General features: G+C 40.0%; 15 protein-coding genes. 9 read left to right on the forward strand and 6 right to left on the reverse strand.

Annotated elements, in window-relative coordinates:
• Positions 1–139: 139 nt before the first annotated feature.
• Positions 140–1,456, reverse strand: coding sequence for a tRNA uracil 4-sulfurtransferase ThiI (gene thiI, locus EQO05_RS09275; protein ID WP_128505853.1), 1,317 nt, complete (start codon positions 1,454–1,456; stop codon positions 140–142).
• A gap of 303 nt (positions 1,457–1,759) precedes the next feature.
• Entirely contained in the window at positions 1,760–5,170 is a 3,411-nt protein-coding gene (locus tag EQO05_RS09280; protein ID WP_128505855.1) for a tetratricopeptide repeat protein, read from the reverse strand.
• Positions 5,171–5,894: 724 nt separating this feature from the next.
• Here EQO05_RS09280 and EQO05_RS15970 point away from each other — a divergent pair.
• Positions 5,895–6,125 (forward strand): hypothetical protein, encoded by a 231-nt coding sequence (locus EQO05_RS15970; protein ID WP_240664523.1) that lies wholly within the window; start codon positions 5,895–5,897, stop codon positions 6,123–6,125.
• On the forward strand, positions 6,082–6,378 hold the full coding sequence (locus EQO05_RS15975) for a hypothetical protein (protein ID WP_240664524.1): 297 nt from the start codon (positions 6,082–6,084) through the stop codon (positions 6,376–6,378). The genes EQO05_RS15970 and EQO05_RS15975 overlap by 44 nt, the downstream gene beginning before the upstream one ends.
• A gap of 342 nt (positions 6,379–6,720) precedes the next feature.
• On the opposite strand, the gene EQO05_RS09290 is transcribed toward EQO05_RS15975, so the two are convergent.
• Positions 6,721–6,915, reverse strand: a complete 195-nt coding sequence (locus EQO05_RS09290; RefSeq protein ID WP_128505857.1) for a hypothetical protein — start codon at positions 6,913–6,915, stop codon at positions 6,721–6,723.
• A 368-nt stretch (positions 6,916–7,283) separates the two neighbouring features.
• A complete protein-coding gene (locus EQO05_RS09295) occupies positions 7,284–8,033 on the reverse strand; it encodes a Nif3-like dinuclear metal center hexameric protein (protein WP_128505859.1) in 750 nt (249 codons plus the stop codon).
• A gap of 526 nt (positions 8,034–8,559) precedes the next feature.
• Here EQO05_RS09295 and EQO05_RS09300 point away from each other — a divergent pair.
• The 4 genes from EQO05_RS09300 (at position 8,560) to EQO05_RS09315 (ending at position 13,335) form a co-directional block, all read left to right on the forward strand.
• Complete coding sequence (locus tag EQO05_RS09300; protein WP_128505861.1) at positions 8,560–10,155, forward strand: BatD family protein; 1,596 nt, start codon at positions 8,560–8,562, stop codon at positions 10,153–10,155.
• Positions 10,156–10,541: 386 nt separating this feature from the next.
• Entirely contained in the window at positions 10,542–11,519 is a 978-nt protein-coding gene (locus tag EQO05_RS09305) for a DHHA1 domain-containing protein (protein ID WP_128505863.1), read from the forward strand.
• Between the two features lie 120 nt (positions 11,520–11,639).
• On the forward strand, positions 11,640–12,269 hold the full coding sequence (gene engB / locus EQO05_RS09310; protein ID WP_128505865.1) for a GTP-binding protein EngB: 630 nt from the start codon (positions 11,640–11,642) through the stop codon (positions 12,267–12,269).
• A 553-nt stretch (positions 12,270–12,822) separates the two neighbouring features.
• The gene (locus EQO05_RS09315; RefSeq protein ID WP_240664525.1) at positions 12,823–13,335 is read left to right on the forward strand and encodes a UPF0228 family protein; all 513 of its coding nucleotides are present in this window, start codon (positions 12,823–12,825) and stop codon (positions 13,333–13,335) included.
• Between the two features lie 304 nt (positions 13,336–13,639).
• Here the strand turns inward: EQO05_RS09315 and EQO05_RS09320 are convergent, their stop codons facing one another.
• The gene (locus tag EQO05_RS09320; RefSeq protein WP_128505869.1) at positions 13,640–14,449 is read right to left on the reverse strand and encodes a winged helix-turn-helix domain-containing protein; all 810 of its coding nucleotides are present in this window, start codon (positions 14,447–14,449) and stop codon (positions 13,640–13,642) included.
• 364 nt (positions 14,450–14,813) lie between these two features.
• Here EQO05_RS09320 and EQO05_RS09325 point away from each other — a divergent pair, with 364 nt between their 5' ends.
• The 3 genes from EQO05_RS09325 (at position 14,814) to EQO05_RS09335 (ending at position 19,377) form a co-directional block, all read left to right on the forward strand.
• A complete protein-coding gene (locus EQO05_RS09325; RefSeq protein WP_128505871.1) occupies positions 14,814–16,094 on the forward strand; it encodes a C39 family peptidase in 1,281 nt (426 codons plus the stop codon).
• Between the two features lie 364 nt (positions 16,095–16,458).
• On the forward strand, positions 16,459–18,591 hold the full coding sequence (locus EQO05_RS09330) for a DUF3160 domain-containing protein (protein ID WP_240664528.1): 2,133 nt from the start codon (positions 16,459–16,461) through the stop codon (positions 18,589–18,591).
• Positions 18,592–18,744: 153 nt separating this feature from the next.
• A complete protein-coding gene (locus EQO05_RS09335; protein WP_128505873.1) occupies positions 18,745–19,377 on the forward strand; it encodes a UPF0228 family protein in 633 nt (210 codons plus the stop codon).
• A 326-nt stretch (positions 19,378–19,703) separates the two neighbouring features.
• On the opposite strand, the gene EQO05_RS09340 is transcribed toward EQO05_RS09335, so the two are convergent.
• Positions 19,704–20,473 (reverse strand): winged helix-turn-helix domain-containing protein (locus EQO05_RS09340; protein WP_128505875.1); only part of this gene is annotated, 770 nt, incomplete at its 5' end.

The following is a 20,473-nucleotide window of genomic DNA, read 5'->3' on the forward strand; positions in this document are numbered from 1 at the left end:
ATGCTCGAAGCTCGGTTCAGGAATCTTGTCAATTAGAGTAAATAATGCCATTAATGTCCTGAGCAATGGCATGCTAAAAAATTAAATGTTATCATAAAATTAATTAAAAATAAATTAGAAGAAAGAATCAGCGCCTTTTTCAAAGCTTAAGGACTTTTGCTTCTCTCATAGCATTGGAAACCATAGTGTCGATGTCCATTTTTCGTTCCTCAAGTACAATAAGGTCGTAATTTGCTCCTATTTCCGGACGCTCCGGCACAGCAGTGCAGCTGCCAGCAGGTCGGCTGGAGATATCATAAGTTCCTATTCTGCGGGCAGTATCTATGATCTCGGTCTTATCAAGAGCAATCAGAGGATGATAAATTGGGATGGCGAGCTGATAGATTTCGGCATACATGTTAGCAGCGGTCTGGGAAGCCACCTGCCCAAGGGAAGAGCCTGTAATAATTCCGCTTGCACCTTCTTTTTTCATAACCTCGTAGGCTTCCCTATACATCATGCGCTTGCATAGGAGACAGGTATTTTTCCGGTTACAGATGTCGATAAAAGCCCGAAGGTTCGGGCCGTGGGGAATCTCATAAGTCTTAAATTGATGACCGGGCGCCCATTTCTGGAGCTGGCGAATGCAATCAAAAGCACGCTCTCTTGCAGCATTCTCGGCATAAGGGGAGTTATTACAGTAGACAGGAATAATCATAACTCCACGCTTCATCATAAGCCAGGCTGCTACAGGAGAATCAAGCCCGCCTGACATCAAAACTACCATACTGCCCTGAGTGCCCAGGGGAAGTCCACCGGCTCCTTTAAAAGTTTCCAGATAAACATAAGCCAGATTTTGCCGCATTTCAACAAAGATTTCCCTGTCAGGAGAAGTCAGGTTAACTCCGGGATGTTTTCCTTCTTTTTCCAGGGCATTCCAGACAGCGTCCCCGCAGGTCCTGCCTATGTCCGCGGAAGAAAAAGAATGATTTCCGCTTCTTCTTGCTCTGATTGCAAAAGACTCGCCTTCAAGAACCAGGTCTTTAGCCAGGAGAGCGCATACAGTGGCTGCATGCTCAAGAGTAGGCTCTGCTGTCAATGCAGGAGAAGTTGAGACAACCCCAAAAACGTCAGCAGCAGCTTCGGCTGCATGGGCATCCGCAGTCTCGATAAATATCCTGCCCCATTCCCGCCTTATCCGGGAATATGTAATTTCCCTCGAATCCAGCATTGCCTCAATATTCTTCATAAGAATTTTTTCATACCAGTTCCTGACTCCGGTACTTTTAAGGGCGAGTTCGCCATAGCGGACTATAACCACGTCAGATTGAATTTCAGGCTCGAAAGAAGGGGTGGAATCAGGGTTTCCCTCATTTCCAGTGTAACCTTTCGATGCATTCCTGATGATTTTTCTTTCTCTCGCGGTATAAACATCAGCCTCAGGCTTTGCTTCGATCTCATTGGAATTCTTTGTCATGGATATGTAAGGTTAGGATGGCATGAAGTTTAAACCTTTCAGGAAAAAGAATTTTGTCCATGGAAAAAGTAAACAGGCCAGAGCGGTAGAATGAAAAATGCTAGAAGCATGAGAGCATAGAAAGCACAAACTTTTACAGCAACCGGAAATGCATAAAAATGTAAGATCGTAAAGGACAGCCTGTGCACTTATTTACTTCCTGTCAAAAAAATTCTGTCAGAGAATATTCTTAAAAGAAACCGTGCCGGTATGCACTTCACTGCACACCGAGCTTCTGAATTTCAATTTTCCGGGATTCGAATTTTAGCCGGCTTCCGGAATACGCCATTCTTCATCAGTATTTGCTCTTCCCTCATCAGGTTCGGGCACATACCAGTAACCTGGAGCCTGGTCTCCCTGCCCTTCATCAAGTTCAGGAGTATAGCTACTGGTATTGTTTTCCAGGCTGTCGAAAGTCTCCCGGGTATAGTTGCCGGTATTATTTTCCGGATTTTCAGGAGGTGTCTGGACAGTTCCTGACAGAGAAAGCCCGGTCATATTCTTACTTACGTTTTCATCTCCTCCGTACCATCTTGAGGGCAGAGAGTAATTTAGAGAGCCGTCATAGGTTTCAGGAAGGAAGAACCGAGTTCCTTTTTTCTGCAGGGCATCCACAAAACCAGGATCGATCTCTTCGAGTTTTGCCTTGCACGCATCACCCTCATCTAATTTCTTTATACTGTATAGGGCAAACCGCTTGTTGTAAAGGGTCGAGGATGAGTCCGGATCGATTGCAAGAGCATTGTCGTAGCATAAAATTGCCTCTTCGATGTTTCCCATCATATTGTTGATGTATCCCTTGTTATACCAGGCTGTGATACAGTCAGGTTTAAGCTGAACCACTCTGTCGAAACAATTCAGGGCAGCCTTGTTGCTGCTTACTGTGAGATAGGCACATCCCTGTAAGTACAGTGCTGTAGCATTATCTGGATCGTACTCCAGAGCCTTGTTGTAGCAGTCAATCGCCTCCTGAGGTCTCTCCAGTTTATAGAGTGCAAAACCTTTGTTGTTGTAAGCATCAGCATTCCCTGGATCCAGCTCAAGAATCCTGTCGTAACAGCCTATTGCTCCCTCAAAGTCTTCACTATCTTCCAGGGCTTTCCCCTGCATGTAAATTACTTCCATGTTATCCGGGGAGATTTCAAGAATTCTCTCATAACATGCAGCAGCTTCCTCATACCTGCCAAGCTCTTCATATAACGAGGCTTTCTCAGCCAGAACCTGGGAGTTGCCAGGCTCAAGCTCAATAATTCTATCGTAGTCAGCCAGCGCATCGTCGGATTTATTGGATTTCGACAGAGCATGGGCCCGGCTCCTGAGAGCTTCAAGGTTCTCAGGCTCAGAGCTGAGGAGAGTAGTATAACAGGAGACAGCCTCCTCATACCGGCCCAGGTTCGAGAGGGCAAGACCTTTCCCAAGAAGCGCATCAGAATTGCTTGAGTTCAGAGCAAGCACCTGATCGTAGTAACTTATTGCTTCTTCGAGCCTTCCGAGATCACTTACACTGGAAGCTATTCCGTACCAGGCTGTGCTTGACTGAGGGTCAATATCCAGGGCTTTCTGGTAGCATTCCACCGCTTCCTCGCTTCTATCGAGCCTGTCAAGTATCGAGCCTTTTTGATACCAAACGTCAGCACTCATGGGACTGATCGCCAGTACCATATCATAGCAGGTAAGGGCATCCTCATACATTCCTAGATTACTGTAGATCGAAGCCTTCCCACACCATGGTGCATCGTAACCGAACTCCGGGATGAATGAGTTAAGGTCCTCAGAGGGCCTGGATTCGTCTTTTGAATTTGCATAATTGTGATTCAGAAGATAAGGCCAGAAACCTCCCGAAAGCGCTTGAGCGGGATTGGCTTCTACACTAATATTTTTAACAGGACCGGATACGGAAGTTTCTGTTGAACGCTGGTCCAGGTTTTCGTTGAGTTTAAAACGAGCAGCAGAATACTCGGGATCGATCCGGAGAGTCTGGTTATAGCAATCTGAAGCTTCAATATGTTTTCCTAGTTCGTCGAGAACAAGGCCTTTATTGTACCAGGCGTCGGCGCTGTCTGGAGCGGATTCAAGGACTTTATTGTAGCACTCGAGAGAGCTTTCATATTCCCCAAGCTTTGCAAGAGCAAAAGCCTTACCATACCATGCAAGAGTATAATTTCCGTCGATTTTAAGAGCTTTATCGTAGCTTTTTACCGAACCGTCGTAGTCCTTGATTTTCGAAGAATCGAGACCTTTCTTGTACCAGACTTTAGCGTGCCCGGGATCCAGTTTCAGAGCTCTGTCATAACACTCAATGGCTTCCTCATACCTTCCAAGCCTGTCAAGGTCCATGCCCTTCATGTACCAGACAACAGCATATCCTGACTCAGTTTCAAGAACCTCATCATAGCACTCAAGTGCAGTTTCGTATTTTCCAAGCTTATCAAGAGAAAGGGCTTTCTCGTACCAGATTTTGACCACAGGAGACTTAAATTCAGGATTTTCGGAATAAGAGGGAAGGGAAGCTTCGTAAACGCTCAACTGTTCGAGCAGCTTACCTCCAGCCTCCTGAACCTGGATCCCAGTATCCGGATTAAGTGCCCTATCGTAGCAGGCTATTGCGGCATCATATTGCCCTGCCTTATTAAGCAAAGCGCCTTTATTGTACCATGCCTCGGAATCGCCCGGATTATAAGCCAGAAGCTCATCGTAGCACTTCAAAGCTTCATCATTTCTCCCGAGTTTTTCAAGACATAAACATTTTCTTTGCAGGGCATCAAGATTTTCAGGCTCCGAGAGAAGAACGAAATCATAGCAGGCAAGAGCCTCCTCGTATACTCCCATCCTTTCCAGATTAACTCCTTTATTATGCCAGGCGTTTACCAGGTCAGGATTAAAAGAAATCGCTTTGTCGTAACAATCGACTGCAGCTTCGTAATCCCCGGATTTATCAAAGATTACTCCTTTCTGATACCAGAGCTCAGAATTGTCAGGAGTAATATCGAGAGCCCTGTCAAAGAGCTTCATTGCCTCTGGATATTGCTCGAGTCCGATGTAAGCCATTCCCTGCATCTGCAGGGATCTGGAAGAGTTGGAATTCAGTTCAATAGATTTATCATAAGAAGCCAGAGTTTCCTCATCGAGCCCCATCTGCTCGGAAGCAAGGGCTCTTCGGTACCAGACTGTCGAGACATAGGTATCGGCAGCAAAGCTCTTATCATAGCAGTTGATTGCCTCAACATATTTCTTCAGTTCAAGGAATTCGTCACCTTTATCAGACCAGTTGCCAGAAGAAACCGGAAAGGTCGAAATAGCCTTCTCATAACAGTTAATTGCTTCTTCATTCTCTCCCAGTTCGGCCAGAGAGCATCCCTTTCCATACCAGGCAAGTGAGGAGTTCGAGTCGATCTTCAGTGCATCGTTATAACAGTCTATCGAGAGCTCATATTCTTTAAGAGAGTATAACGCGTGTCCCTTATCAATAAAGCCTTCTATGGAAGCTGGACGCTGTGAGATTACGTCACCAAGATCAGGAGCGATTTTCGCTTCAGGCTTTTCTTTATCTTCCACAGCCAGTTCCTGGTCCGTAATAGCTCCTCCCACAGGTAAAAAACCTGAGAAGTAATATAACATCAAAGTAAGGAGAATAAAGGAAATAGCAGTCAAATTATTTTTCTTAACTGAGCTCATTAAATACCCCGATTTATTCTAATGAGTTCTTATTAAAATATCTCACAGAATAATCCACTATCATTATATTCACTATGCTGTACCGTTTAATAATTGAGTACTGTACCGTTTAATAATTGAGTAGGCGAGAACAAACAAAGAATAAAAGTAACTAGATAAATTCCTTTTGCTCCTTTCGTATATAATTTATCCAGTTTGAGGCTCATCACTAAACATTATTACTTAGTTTTAGAAGTACCCCCATATAAAATTTATGTAGTTTAAAAGGAATTTCCGGATTTTTACTATATTTAGCGCAACAGTATATTATTGTTATAGAAATAATATACAGTAAGATAAAAAAGCTATGATAATAAGAATAGAATTATTGGTGTAAGTACAGCCTCAAAACCTTCGTAGACATGCGGAAATCCTATACATCTGAACTCCTATTGCAAAAGCATGCAGAAAGAAGACCTGGAACTCTTCAAAAAGTGGTTTCTGGATTACGCAGGCCGATTCTCCTCTATGGAACCTATGTTGAAGAAAATATAAACCTGTAAATCGAACATACGGCAAGAGTCTGTGAAAATATCCTTTTACTTGCTAAACTGAAGAAATTGGCGAAGAAGGCTGCAGGCTCGCCGAAGCAATAGCTTTATTTCATGTCCTGGGCCGCTTTGAGCAGTTTAAAAAATACAGGACGTTTAAGGACTCTGAGTCTGGAAATCATGCTCTGCCCAGGGTGAAGATTCTTGAAGATACCGGAATTCTTTTCCATTTCCCCCGCAGGGAGAAAACTTTAATCCTCAAAGCTGTGGAGTGCCATAATCTAAAAGAAATTCCCGAATGTGCAGAAAATTCTACGGAATTTCTATTTTACTCAAAACTGATACGGGATGCAGATAAGCTTGATATCCTGAAACTTGTGAGTGAAGATTACGAGAAAGAGAAAATTCAGGAATCCGGCTCTTGAATTCGATACGCCTGATACGCCCTGGTGTTCGGAAAACGTAGTTGCGGATATTCTGAGCAACCGAATGGTAAAGCTCACAGACATCAGAAACCGGAATGATATAAAACTAATTCGCTTGAGCTGGATTTTTGACATTAACTTTCCGACACTCCTGCCCTTCTCGGAGAACGCGGCTATATCGATAAAATTCTGTCCTCAATGCCTGAAACCGAAGAAGTGCAGGCTATATGCAAGCATCTTGAAAGCTGTTTGAATGCGGTTGAAACCGAAGCCGGAATATAAGATATTAAAAAGGGAAGTCAGAATTAGGGTTAGTAGCCTTGAAGCTTGAAAATCAAGTTAAGCTGAAGCGCTAAACTCAATTGGAAAATTAGATTTAATCGAAATAAATTAGATTTAACTGAAATAAATTAGATTAATCAAAATAAATTAGGTTTAATCAAAATAAATTAGGTTTAATCAAAATAAATTGGATTTAACTGGAAGAAATTAGATTTGAATGAAATAAATTAGGTTTAACTGAAATATAGGAAGGAAAAGACAATAGATAAATATTTTAAAATGATTTCTCGGAAGAGAAAGAACAATCCGGAATTCATTCCATATATCTTCTACGATATTCATTGCCCAGACTTCGGCGATAATCCGAACGAACCTGGTTTCTCAACTGTTCTTCAAGCATTGATTCCAGGAAATCCTCTTTAAGTTCTTCCAATCTGTTTTGGTCGTCTTCCTCAAATTCGGGTTTACTCCGATTTTTCTCCTCGGTTTCGGGTCTATTTTGATTCATCTCTTCTGTCCCCCGTCTACTGTAATCCTTTTCCTCTGTCATTTCAAAGTCACCCTGAATCGTTCAATGGTGAAAATCTTTTAATCGTAACTTATGACTTTATTCAAACTTACCATTCGATAACTTGAAACGGAACTTTATTTTAATTGGATTTATTCTGATTGAATATTATTTAAATCAACTCTTACCTTAATCAATTTTACTTTAATTGAGTTTAGTTTTAATTGACCTTTACATTAATTGAGTTTAGTTTTAATTAACCTTTACTTTTATTGAGTTTAGCTTAGCTAGAATTTTATTTGAACTGGAATTTAGCTTTAATACAATTTTTCAGATCTTTCTTACTGGTTCAAACCCGGAAAGGGTCTTCAGGACTTATCAATTGCCTTGAGTCCGGAAGGCTGTTCAATGAATTCTACCTCAAGTCCGGGTATTTCGAGCAGCCTGGAGCATAGAGCTTCCATGCCCGGATTTTCCGTGGCATAATGAGTGGCATCAATCAGGCAGAGATCTCCATAATCACGAAGAATATTATGCTTGAGTTCGGAAGATATGAAAGCATCGACTCTATTTACTCTGGCGATTTCAAGGAATTCAGTTGAAAAACCGCTGCCTCCGACGACCATTACACGCTTTATCCTTTCTTTTTCTCCTGCATATACTACGGGAGTTTTCAGGGATTCCGAGACACGGGATGCCAGTTCAGCCGGGGAACAGGGCTCGGTCTCTCCTATTCTGCCTATTTCTGCCTTAATTATATTTCTCAGTCCAAGCCTTGAGGCAAGCACGTCATTGATGCCTCCCTCAGCCCTGTCATAATTTGTGTGCATACTGTAAAGGGAAATTTCGTTCTCAAGGGCAAGTTTGAGGCATTCTGCCAGGGGCTTTGAAATTTTGTTTATCGGATGGAAGATAAGGGTATGGTGAGTAACCAGCAGATCTGCTTTAATTTCTGCGGCTTTTTTAAGCACGCAATAGGTGGCATCCAGGGCAACTGCAATCTTTTTTATATCGTTTTCCAGGTTGAGAATCAGCCCGATCCTGCCTTCATCAAAGTCTTCAGCAAGTTCGGGTGGTGCAACTTCTTCGAGAATCTCTACAACTTTTGCAAGTTCCATAAAAAACCTCCTATATTCGGGCAAAACTGCTGCTTCTATAGGATTTGAATATTTCCCCTTCCGATCAGCCGGATACAAGCAGCCTTAAAAAGAAATCACCTCTGATATTAGAAGTTTTTTAAAGATTTCAAACAATACAAAAAATTAAAATATCTTACACTAAGATAGTTTATAGTGTCTGGATTTATTGAGTTCGGACAAAATCTCTTATTAAATGGTTTTAGTGCTGAAAATGTAAACCAGCAAATTAAGAATTAGTAAAAGGTCCTGAAGTTAAAGAAGAAAGCTACGGTATTAGAATTAAGAAGGCAAGGAAAGGTTAAAAATCAGAAATTGTAGGGGAGTGCTGGGGCGGAAATAATGCATCGAATAGTAGAATACGGCATATCATTACAGTGACATTTTATTTTTATGTATAATTTAAATATAATAATATTTGAAAAGCCGTAATTATTACAGAAATCCAGATTGTATGCTTCCAGTGCGCAGATCCGGTATAATAGTGTAAAATCCAAGGAAGGTAACTATGGCTAAGAAGCTTGCACTGATTGCACTACTTGTCGTTTTCTCCGTTTCGGTTCTCTCAATGACTGCCCTTGCGGCAGAAGATGTTGAGTGGGTAGAAAAACATGATGGAACTAAACTGTACTGGGGGGAGTCGGTAACAGTTGACGGCTATGTTATAAAGGCAGAAGATTTTAATGAAAACGAGCAGGTATACGTTTCAATCTCAAAAGAAGGGGAAAAATTGAAGACTGGTCCACTTTCCGCAGGTTCGGAAGTTGGATATGATGACAGGATAAAAGTTTATGCCCAGGAAGTGGATCCAAACTATGAAACTATCAAGAGGGACGGGAAGGAGTTAAGGACAGGAAACTGGAACCCTTATGCGGAACTTGACATCCTTGTGAGAGGGGAGCCAGAGTTTGACATCGAAGTTAAGACCCGAAAAGATACGTATGACTCCAAATCGTCTGGGGATAGCTGGATCGATGTATCAATAAAGCTTGAGAATGAAGGAGAAGCAAAGGCTGAAGATACAGTGCTAACCATCGATACGGCGGAAATGGAAATCCTTAAAGGAAAGACTAAGTACACACTCGGGGAAGTTCTTAAAGAAGAGATTCTTGAACCTGTGAATATAACCCTGAAAGCTCCATCCCCCTGGATCGATACTGACCTGAACATAACCGCAAAAACTACATGCGTGGATGTAAGGGGCGATAAGTATGAGCACACAGGTTCGAAAGTCATAAAAATTGAGAAAAGATGGGGACTTGTTATTACAAAGAGCGTTACAAAAGATAACCACATGGGAAAACCTGTGCATGTCTCGGTCAGCGTACTGAATGAGGGACTCTGCGATATAAATGATATACTGCTTAAGGATTCGATCGTTTCCGGAATGCATCTTGAGAAAGCTGAGACACTCGAAAAGACCCTTTCCCTTAAGTCCGGGGAAAGAGCCGAAAAAGTTTTCGAATACGTCCTGATTCCGGAAATTCCCGGTGAATTTACCTTCCCGCAAACGCTGGCTACCTTTACCCTGCCCAACGGGCAGAATGGGGACTCAGGTTCGAATAATTCGGAAAAGATAAAAGTTTACGGTCCTGACATCGTGGTTACAAAAACCGTTAATAAGCAGCAGCTTAATCCCGGAGACGAACTGACTGTGACTGTCACTGCAAAGAACACCGGGAACGTTGATGCAAGTGTAACATTAACCGATACTGTACCTCCCGAAGCTAAATTTATTAGCGGTGAAACGAGCTTTAGGCAGGTTCTCGAAAGTGAGGGAGGTTCAGAAACAATAACTTACATCATGCAAATGCATAAGGAAGGAGAAATCCGCTTGCCAGCCTGCAAAGCAACTTTTCTCGATCTTGATAAGTATTCGGGAGAGGTTATTTCGGATGCTCCTGTCGTTTATGTAGGAGTACCGATTCCGCTTGAGGGGAGCAGTACGCAGCCTGAAGGAGTGACGGAATCCAACCAGGAGAAAAATAGCTCCTTAAACACCCTTGCGGAAGAAGATAACGGAGAAACTCCCGGATTCAGTGTTATCCTTGCTGCAGTGGGACTTCTCGCAGTCACAGGCTTCCTGAGAAAGAGGCGGACCTGAAGGGAATTCAGGATCAAAACCGGAAGAAGCGGAATAAGGAAAACATGGGTACATTTCCGTATTTCCCATGTTTCCTGTTTTCCTTAATTATTAAAAACCCGGTGGAGTTTTCCCTGCTGACAGTAGAACAAATTCCTGAGAAACCAGTATAAACAGTTACAACCCGATTATAATATTCCATTTTAATCGTTTTCCGGTTGCTCTTTTCGCAACTAATTCCTTTTTCCGTTATCCGCCCTGATCTCCCCTGCCATTCATGAAAACAGGATATAATACGAATCTCTTACCTTGATTTACCTTAAGATACTTCTGCATAAAAGCAGAATACATTAGTAGCAGGAAGCTAATACCCCATTTATCTTCTTGAAATGAAAAAAGGAGTTAAGATGAGAGAACCTCAGAATCGGCTTAAAGCGAAGACTCTGGTGCTTACTCACGGGGATTCGGATGGGATCTGCTCGGGTGCGATTGCAAAAACCGCTTATCCGGATGCGTATGTATATTTTACGAATCCTGTTAACCTTCTTGACAAACTAGGGCTTATAGGGGATGTGAAAAACCTTATTATCTGCGATATCGCAATAGATGAGAGGAACTGTTCTGAACTGCATGCAGTACTTAACGGACTTGCGAAAAAATGCAACCTTTACTATATCGACCACCACCCTCTGCCGGAGAGTTGTGAGAAAGAAAGCTGGTTTTATCATGAGCCTGGAGCCTGTTCCTCAGAACTGACCTACAGGCTTTTTGAGAGGCGCCTGAACAGGGATATGCGAAGGGTGGCAATCTACGGAGCAATTGGGGATTTCTGCGACAATACCTTACATGTAAAAAGCTGGGTCAAAGACTGGGATAAAAGAAACCTTTATTTTCAGGCAGGAACTCTGACCCAGGCTGTCCTGTATAAGGGAAAAGAGTATGAGTTCAAGAGAGGTCTGCTCGAACCTCTCTCAAAGGATATTGTCCCTTCAAGTATTCCTCAACTGCTTGAGCTTGCCAGGGAAGCTGCTATTAACGAGGAAAAGATAAGGCTTTTCGTTAAGGAAAACGTGAGAGCCCTGAAAAACTGCGCGTATATTGTAAATACCAATAACTCCATTTCAAAGGCAGCAATCTATGCAGCCTCCTACGGCAGGCGTGACGTAGGGATTGCAGCCGAACACCGTGAGAGAAAGGAAGCTTACGACCTGAGTATCCGCTCGCGGGGAGAGGTCAACATAGACCGTATTCTTCGCTCAGTCGCCCCGAAATTCGGAGGAAGCGGCGGGGGACATCCTCTTGCGGCAGGCGCTCGAATACCTGAAAATTCCCTTAATGCATTTCTCAGGGCTTTTGATAAAGCACTGGGAGAGGCAAATGGGTAAAAAACAACGGGACCAGCAATCGGAGAGCTATGTGACCACGCCGGCGATGCCATTTACGATAAGAAATTTTAAAAAAATTTCGCTCAAGCCTTTTTTGAAAAGGCTTGGAGGTAAAAAACAATGGAAACCAGTAAAACTGCAGCTGAAAACGGAGTAAGCTTTGAGATTATCTTTGTGGGCCGCTCAAACGTGGGCAAATCTTCTCTGCTTAGAGAGCTCTTCGGGGCAAAAGTAAGGGTTGGGAGACGCCCTGGCGTTACCCTGCGCCCCAGACATGCCCAGGCATCGGACCTTCTTATCACGGATATGCCTGGATTCGGCTTCATGAGCGGAGTGAAAGACCGGAAACAGGACATCGTAAAAGACCAGACAGTACGCTATATTGAAAAGAATGCTGAAAGGATCAAAATCGGGGTTCTTGTAATAGACGGCCCGGCTTTCCCGCAAATCGTTGACCGCTGGGACTTGAGAGACCAGATCCCGGTAGATGTTGAGATGTTCGATTTCCTCAGGGAAGTAGGGATTGACACTATTGTCGTTTCAAATAAAATGGACAAAGTAAATGAAAACGAGTACGACCCTCTCCTTGACGAGATTGCAGTCCGGCTCGGGCTTGAGCCGCCCTGGAAGAACTGGAAGCATATCATAGCCCCTATAAGCGCCAAGAAAGGAGACCTGAAAGCCATAAAGGGCCTTCTTCGGGACAGGCTGCACGAAATGAAAAGGGATGACCTGTTCAAATATGTTTGATTTTTGAAAAATTTTCATCCTTATGCATAATTACCAATAAATTCGCTCAGAAGCGAATTTTACAGTACTCAGTTTTACAATTCAAAAAGCCGTTCATTTCCTGTGCCGCTTCTACAGATTCTTTTTCTTACTTTCTTATTTAATTCTTCTAATACAATATGTCACTTTATCTTCTACCGAATCTGGACATGGGTATTATTTTTGCTATTTTGTCATTCATAGAAGAGAAAAACATAAGATTATTTGCTAAAAGTAAGGTCGAATTTTTGACGTTGATTAGAACTCTGAAACTTCATTATTTTCGATGAAAAACCGGATCGACTTGATGAATGTTAATCAGACTGATGAAAATTCATCGATGCAGTAAATTTATATTAGAAGTTTAAAACTGTTTTTAGTGTAATGTTCAGAGAAGACTGTAGGAGGAAATATTCTCATGAAGAGAAAATCAATTTATAAAATATTGTTTATTGTCGCCGTTATTGTTTTTCTGATTATAATAACACTGGTACTGTTTGCTCCAACACACGTCGAGTCGAATATATCAGTTGACATGGAAACACCAGTTGATACGAAAACTCCAGTTAAAGAATCGCAAGTAGGTGGCTTAGCTATCCGGTTTGAAGAAGGAGTTACTGAACCCGAAGTTAAAAATATTCTTGAAAAATGCAACCTGAACATTTATATGCTGGATTATGATGTAGAAGATTTCGCAGACAAATATTACATAAAGGTAGATGAAAATAAAAGAGATGAATTGAAAAAAGAGGAGAATTGGAATGATCCTATATACCCTGAAATCCCTGAACCCAGATTCCCTGAAATCAATAAGGGAAATTATTATTACATTCTTGTATCCGAAGAAGGTCTCGAGGATGAAAGTTTTCTTAAGGTGATGGAAAAATATAATCTTCAGATTAAAAAGTTTGTCTGGTGTTATGTTCGTTTTGAAAAGTCGGATGACTCTAAGTATTGGATTCCAGAGAAAGATGCACTTAGAATAAAAAATAATCTTGAAATGAATGAAACGGTTTTGAATGTATTCCCTGACTATATTGATGGGTAAATTGTGCTGCAATGATAATTTATTGCAGAAGTGTTAATGAAATTATCGTGGAGTTACAAACAGAATGTTGGAATGTGACTATTCAGCCTGAATAAAACAATATCAACAATGAACAAATTTCGATAAGTTATTTTTCTTAAATTGTTGACTATTGATTGCGTTTTTGTGTTTTTCATCAATAGTATCATACTTATCTTTCAAATAAGAATCGATATCAATCAACTGATTTTTGGGAGGCTGAATAGTTACAGCAAGTAGATAATTATGGCACACCCAGGTATTTGAAATGAGAAAAACAGACACTTCAAAAACAGGTCTCTGAGTGAATATTGCAGTACTCAAAAAGCCTCTCTCCCCACTCAATAGCCTTCGGATCAGGACTGAACAAACCTGTGCTTATGTCATATTCAGTGCCGCGTTTTTTGTACAGGCTTAAGGCCAGGCATTTATCCGTAACAATTAGCCCCATTTTAATAGCTTCATTCATGAATTTTAACTTAAAATTGCTATAGTTTTTCAGTATCTCTAACTTTTCTATATAGAGCGATTGTTTTAATTCTTCTGCAACATGAAGAGGAACTATAAGTTCAACAGGAATTCCTTCTTTCACTTTTTCCGAGATAGAATCAGCATATCCTTCGGTTATTACGGATGATATGCCATACATATGGTTTGCTTCTTTAATCATTTTTAATTGATTGCTGTAAGCACTAAGGATTTTTGTTCTTCTGTCACGGAGAATTTTAGAATTATAAAGGTATCCAATCTCTTTTAGCAAAGGGTTGGGAATTCCTTCTAAATAATGTGTAGACCAGAAATATTTGAATTTATTAATCGTCCCAACTGTTGCAAAAGAGTCAGCTACTCCTGAAGCCACAATTTTTCCTACAGGTGTTAGGTAATACTCGCGTCCTTTTGCTTCTATAAGGTGATCTTCTTCCAGTTTCCTGAGCTTTGGAATTACTGCCTGAGATGTACTTCCTGTAATTTCACGCAACTGGGAAAGCTTTTTGCTGGTATCGTTTAATGATAGAAGTATCTCGGTTAGAAGTCTTGACCTGTATATTGCCTGAACATCATCTTCCATTTCATTATATATTTCGAAGTCATTCATTTTCTTGTCGCCGCATCTACAGATTTTTTATTACTTCCTTATCAAATTATTTTAGCACAATATATTCTTTTCTTTTGTTGGGGAATGTTTGTTGCTACCTTTTTTGTTAATTTTATAGCTTGGTGAAGAAAAGTACTTCAAGATTATTTGCTAAAAGTAGGTCGAATTTTAGATGTCGATTAAAGCTATGAAACTTTACTATTTTTGATGAAAAAGAGAAGTGGTTTAATGGATGTTAATCAAGCTGATGAAAAATTCATCACCGTAATAAATGTATAGGAGAAGTTTAAAACTATTTTTGAATGTGAAGTTCAAACTAACCTTCCAGAGCACATTTGAACTTCACATGCCCTGAGGCAAGGAAATGATAGCTTTAAGAGTACTTAAGGTTTGTCTGGGCCTTGTCTCCTGGGAATTAAACAGGAGAGAAAATATGACAATGAAATATAAATTTAGAGTAAGTGTATTACTTGCAGGATTGCTATTGCTGAGTGTTGTATACATTCTACCTGCATCTGCATCTATCGATGAAAAAACAATCGAAAAGAATTATGTTTCATTACAAGAGGCAGAAGTACATGCCAAAACAGCTCTCTACGATTTCTTATTGATTGGTGCCCCAGGCTCCAACTCTACGGATTGGACAAATGCAACAGTAAATTCAGATCCCCTTATAATATACGATATTAATGGGAAAAAACTTTTTTACCAATTTACAGTTGAAAATAATGGGATAAATATAGGGGCAATAAAAGTTGCTGCAAGCAAAGTGCTTGGAGATCCCATCCGGACAATAGAATTCTATTCTGAGGACTGGAATATGAAAACGGAAGTTGAGAATGCAAAAAAATTGGTCGCAAAAGATCATAAAAATGCAAATGTTACATCCTCAAAAGTTGTATGTTATAGCTACCCGAAAATAGGAATAATGGCAGACATCCAAGAATCCAAATCTAAAGAAGAAAAAAGCAGATTGTTTGATTTCTCTGGTTCTAAAATTATTGACGAGAGCATAAATAATACTAACTCTTCTGAAGTTACTGAGGTATGGTCATTATATTCGGAAATACCTGACGAAGAGCTAGAGGAACGACTAACAGCTTGGGATGAATATGATAAACGAGCAAAGAAAATTGCAGATAATAATTTTGAAGGAAACGAAGTCCAGATAAAGATTGCTGGAGTTCAAAAAACACTTCCTTTCACTCGTTATGTGCAAGAAAACGACTATTATTGTGCACCAGCTACAGGAAAGATGATTGCAAAATACTATAACGTCACACATACTCAGAGCTATATCGCTGATAAGATGCTTGTAGTAGCTGGTCTAGGAACTAGTGAAAATGATCAAGTCAAGTATTACAAATACAGTTATGGGTTAGACAAATGGGGTTCTTACAGCGACTCTAGCCCAACATGGCTTGAAGCTAAAAACGAAATCTATGCCAATAGACCTTTAGCAACTTTGCTAAGTAGCGGTCATACAAGAGCTTGTGCAGGCTACTGTCAGGGAACTGATGGAAAGTATTACCTGTACATATATGATCCCTGGAATCCCAGTTTTGGAACTAAATATCCGGGAGGCATATATTGGGAAAACTGGGACTCAATTGCTCATAGCCATCATATCATTGTTAAGGACTAAAAAATGAAAGTACTTAAAATGTTTTTATTTTAAAATGGGGAATATTTTTTGGCTTGTGTACTTGAGTTAACAAAACCAGTACACTAAGCCACTTATTTATTAAAAATAGTTAGGAATTTATTAAATATATTCATTATTCTTGATTTCAAATCAATTTTTCAACATAATTTCAACATAAATAGATGAGGGGTATACTTTGAAAAAAGCAACCACAACTATTTTTATCTGTCTGCTGACAGTATCGTTAGTTTTTATCTCCGGATGTACTAATAATCAAGATAATTTAGCCCAAGGAAAGAATCCTGGGAACATAACAAATGAAACTCCAAACAAAAATGTTTCAGATAAAGAATATGCAAGCAACATAAATTCTCTTAAGCTTGAAAGGCAGAATTCTTTTTCCAAATATTATAGTAAAGAAAATCCGCAGTTTGAAGCAAATGTTCCTTCTTATTCTTTGCCTATTGAAGCTTTCGAAATTTCAAATTATGATAATTTCACCCAGAAAATTCCCCTCACGAATGAAAGCAGGGATTTATTGTACAAAAATGGGTTTGTTGTGATTGAAAATGGAACTGAAAATCTGTTTACAGCAGGGCAGATACTGGTAAATTATACTTACCGGGATCTGAAAGTAGCTGATATTCCTATCTTTATCACATCAGATTCTCTCCTTCATCTTTACCATATCCAGTTTGACGAGACCTTAAAACGGGTAGAAGAAGAGAAATTTTACGATGAACTCTGGAAGCTTGACAAAGACCTGCTTGAAGCCTCGATATACGATTATAACAGCGCCTCGGGAGAAGAAAAGGAAGCTGCAAGAAGAAATGTTGCATATTTTGCTGTGGCTTTGAATCTTCTCCAGCCCGGAGAAGAACAGATAAAGAAAATCAAGAATCCTTACGACCCTGAGACAGGAATGTACTTTGACCCCGCAGCAAAGGAAAAATACCAGTTTGAGATTCCAGAGTTTGTAAAAGATGATGTCGAGGCTGAACTCGTCTTGATAGAAGCTCAAAAAGAGGAAATTTCTCCGATTTTCAAGTACAATGAAGATTACTCTCAGTACATCCCAAGGGGACACTATACGGCTTCTGAGAAACTGAAGAACTACTTCAAGGCTATAATGTGGCATGGCAGAATAAGTATGCTACTTCAGGCAGACATGATTACTGAAGAAGAATCAACAATAGAAAAATTAGCTTCGGAAGATCTGGAAAAGGAAGCAAGAATTCAGACTATACAGGCCTTTTTAATTTCTGACCATTTTGACAGAGACAAAGACATCCAGAGCAGATGGGACAGAATTTATGACGTGACGGCTTTCTATGTAGGTTTTTCCGACGACCTCGGACCCTATGAATATGTAAAAGCTCTGGATACTGTTTTTGGGAATAATAGAAACGGACTGAGCTTCGACAATGAAAGTCTTACAGCTCTCAAAGCCGAATTGGAAAAATATGAAAGCCCAAAAATATACAGTGGAACAGGAAATATAATTTCGGCAGGTTCTGAAACTGAAACCGAAACTCTTGAAGCTGCAAAAGGATTTAGATTAATGGGTCAACGCTACACTCCTGATTCGTATATCCTCCAGCAGCTTCATCCTCCCGCCCTGAATATCATGAACCTCCTCGGCTCTGAAAGAGCAACAGAACACCTGAAAAACCTGAATCTTTCCGAAAACGAAGAATACAAAAACCGCCATCGAGCTCTGGAAAAAGAATTTGAAGCTTTTGATGAAGAGGATTGGAATAAAAACCTTTACTGGGCTCAATTATACGCTTTAAAATCTCTTCTTATAAGTTATCCAGAAGGTTATCCTACCTTGATGCAAACCGAAGCCTGGGAAGATAAGCAGCTTAATACAGCTCTTGCTTCCTGGACCGAGCTCAGACATGATACTATCCTCTATGCAAAGCAGACTTACTTCATGGGCGCTCCCCATATTCCAGAAGAAAAACCTGTCCAGGGATATGTGGAGCCAGTGCCTGAATTTTATGCAAGGATGCTTGCCCTTACAAAAATGGCACACAATGGGCTGGCTGAAATGGAAGTACTTGACGGACAATCAGATAAAGACTTCACTACTCTTGAAAACACTCTTGAAAAGCTGCTTGAAATCTCAATTAAAGAGCTTGAAAATAAAGAGCTGACAGATGAAGAGTATGAGTTCATCAGAAATTTCAGCCAGAATATATCTCCAATGCTTGAGAATGTGGATATAAAGTCCCAGTATTCCATTCTGGTTGCAGATGTTTACACCTCTTCTGCTGGAGTTTTAGAAGAAGGGACCGGAAAACTGGATTTAATAGTAGTAGCCTATAAACAGCCCGACGGCAGGATTGTGCTCGGATCAGGCCCTGTAATGAGTTATTATGAGTTCTGGCAGCCCCCGGGAGAGAGATTAACAGATGAAGAATGGAGAGAAATTGTTATGCTAAATAATAATCCTCCTGAAAGGCCGGAATGGGTGAGCTCCTTTAGTAGATAAATATACTTTCTGGAAAGTTATTTGCCTCTTTTACCCTCTCTTACCCTCCATTGGGCCTGCTGGATATGATGCAAATAATGTGGAAGGCTAATATCAGAAATTAACCGTATATATGTGAGGAGCTAAAACTCCTTATCTTTTTTGGTGGTTGGTATGAGAAAAGTAAATTGGAAAATTGCTATTTTTATTTTTCTTCTAACTCTCGTAATGATTGTAGGACTATTTATAAAAACTTCAGTTGATACTAATGATTCAGTTAATACTAATGATTCAGTTAATACTAATGACTCAATCGATACGAAAACTCCAGTTAAAGAATCGCAAGTAGGTGGCTTAGCTATCCTATTTGAAGAAGGAGTTACTGAACCCGAAGTTAAAATTATTCTTGAAAACTGCAACCTGAACATTTATATGCTAGATTATGATGTAGAAGATTACGCAGACAAATATTACATAAAGGTAGATGAAAATAAAAGAGATGAATTAAAAAAAGAGGAGAATTGGAATGATCCTATATATCCTGAAATCCCTGAACCTAGATTCCCTGAAATCAAAAAGGGAAATTATTATTACATTCTTGTATCCGAAGAAGGTCTTGAGGATGAAAGTGTTCTTAAGGTGGTGGAAAAATATAATCTTCAGATTAAAAAGTTTGTTTGGTGTTATCTTCACCTTGGCGATGAGTCTAAGTATTGGATTCCAGAGAAAGATGCACTTAGAATGAAAAATGAGCTTGAAAAGAATGAAACGGTTTTGAACGTATTCCCTGAATATCTTGAAGGGTAAAATGTGCTGCAATGATAATTTATTGCAGAAGTGTTAATGAAATTATCGTGAAGTTACAAACAGAATGTTAGAATGTGACTATTCAGCCAGGATAAAACAATATCAATAGCCATCTTTACTAAGATTCAATGAGCAAATTTAGGTAAGTTGATTTTATTTAACCGTTGACTATTGATTGCGTTTTTGTATTTTTCATCAATTAGTACTCATACTTATTTTTCAAATAAGAATCGATATCAATCAACTGATTTTTGGGAGGCTGAATAGTTACAGCAAGTAGATAATTATGGCACACCCAGGTATTTGAAATGAGAAAAACAGACACTTCAAAAACAGGTCTCTGAGTGAATATTGCAGTACTCAAAAAGCCTCTCTCCCCACTCAATAGCCTTCGGATCAGGACTGAACAAACCTGTGCTTATGTCATATTCAGTGCCGCGTTTTTTGTACAGGCTTAAGGCCAGGCATTTATCCGTAACAATTAGCCCCATTTTAATAGCTTCATTCATGAATTTTAACTTAAAATTGCTATAGTTTTTCAGTATCTCTAACTTTTCTATATAGAGCGATTGTTTTAATTCTTCTGCAACATGAAGAGGAACTATAAGTTCAACAGGAATTCCTTCTTTCACTTTTTCCGAGATAGAATCAGCATATCCTTCGGTTATTACGGATGATATGCCATAGATATGGTTTGCTTCTTTAATCATTTTTAATTGATTGCTGTAAGCACTAAGGATTTTTGTTCTTCTGTCACGGAGAATTTTAGAATTATAAAGGTATCCAATCTCTTTTAGCAAAGGGTTGGGAATTCCTTCTAAATAATGTGTAGACCAGAAATATTTGAATTTATTAATCGTCCCAACTGTTGCAAAAGAGTCAGCTACTCCTGAAGCCACAATTTTTCCTACAGGTGTTAGGTAATACTCGCGTCCTTTTGCTTCTATAAGGTGATCTTCTTCCAGTTTCCTGAGCTTTGGAATTACTGCCTGAGATGTACTTCCTGTAATTTCACGCAACTGGGAAAGCTTTTTGCTGGTATCGTTTAATGATAGAAGTATCTCGGTTAGAAGTCTTGACCTGTATATTGCCTGAA

Source organism: Methanosarcina sp. MSH10X1 (assembly GCF_004099695.1).
Classification (GTDB): Archaea; Halobacteriota; Methanosarcinia; order Methanosarcinales; family Methanosarcinaceae; genus Methanosarcina.

Excerpts from the sequence above, each read along its gene's own strand:
- thiI (WP_128505853.1), bottom strand. The coding sequence starts at position 1,456 with ATGACAAAGAATTCCAATGAGATCGAAGCAAAGCCTGAGGCTGATGTT.
- EQO05_RS09280 (WP_128505855.1), bottom strand. The coding sequence starts at position 5,170 with ATGAGCTCAGTTAAGAAAAATAATTTGACTGCTATTTCCTTTATTCTC.
- EQO05_RS09290 (WP_128505857.1), bottom strand. The coding sequence starts at position 6,915 with ATGAATCAAAATAGACCCGAAACCGAGGAGAAAAATCGGAGTAAACCC.
- EQO05_RS09295 (WP_128505859.1), bottom strand. The coding sequence starts at position 8,033 with ATGGAACTTGCAAAAGTTGTAGAGATTCTCGAAGAAGTTGCACCACCC.
- EQO05_RS09300 (WP_128505861.1), top strand. The coding sequence starts at position 8,560 with ATGGCTAAGAAGCTTGCACTGATTGCACTACTTGTCGTTTTCTCCGTT.
- EQO05_RS09305 (WP_128505863.1), top strand. The coding sequence starts at position 10,542 with ATGAGAGAACCTCAGAATCGGCTTAAAGCGAAGACTCTGGTGCTTACT.
- engB (WP_128505865.1), top strand. The coding sequence starts at position 11,640 with ATGGAAACCAGTAAAACTGCAGCTGAAAACGGAGTAAGCTTTGAGATT.
- EQO05_RS09315 (WP_240664525.1), top strand. The coding sequence starts at position 12,823 with ATGGAAACACCAGTTGATACGAAAACTCCAGTTAAAGAATCGCAAGTA.
- EQO05_RS09320 (WP_128505869.1), bottom strand. The coding sequence starts at position 14,449 with ATGAATGACTTCGAAATATATAATGAAATGGAAGATGATGTTCAGGCA.
- EQO05_RS09325 (WP_128505871.1), top strand. The coding sequence starts at position 14,814 with ATGATAGCTTTAAGAGTACTTAAGGTTTGTCTGGGCCTTGTCTCCTGG.
- EQO05_RS09335 (WP_128505873.1), top strand. The coding sequence starts at position 18,745 with ATGAGAAAAGTAAATTGGAAAATTGCTATTTTTATTTTTCTTCTAACT.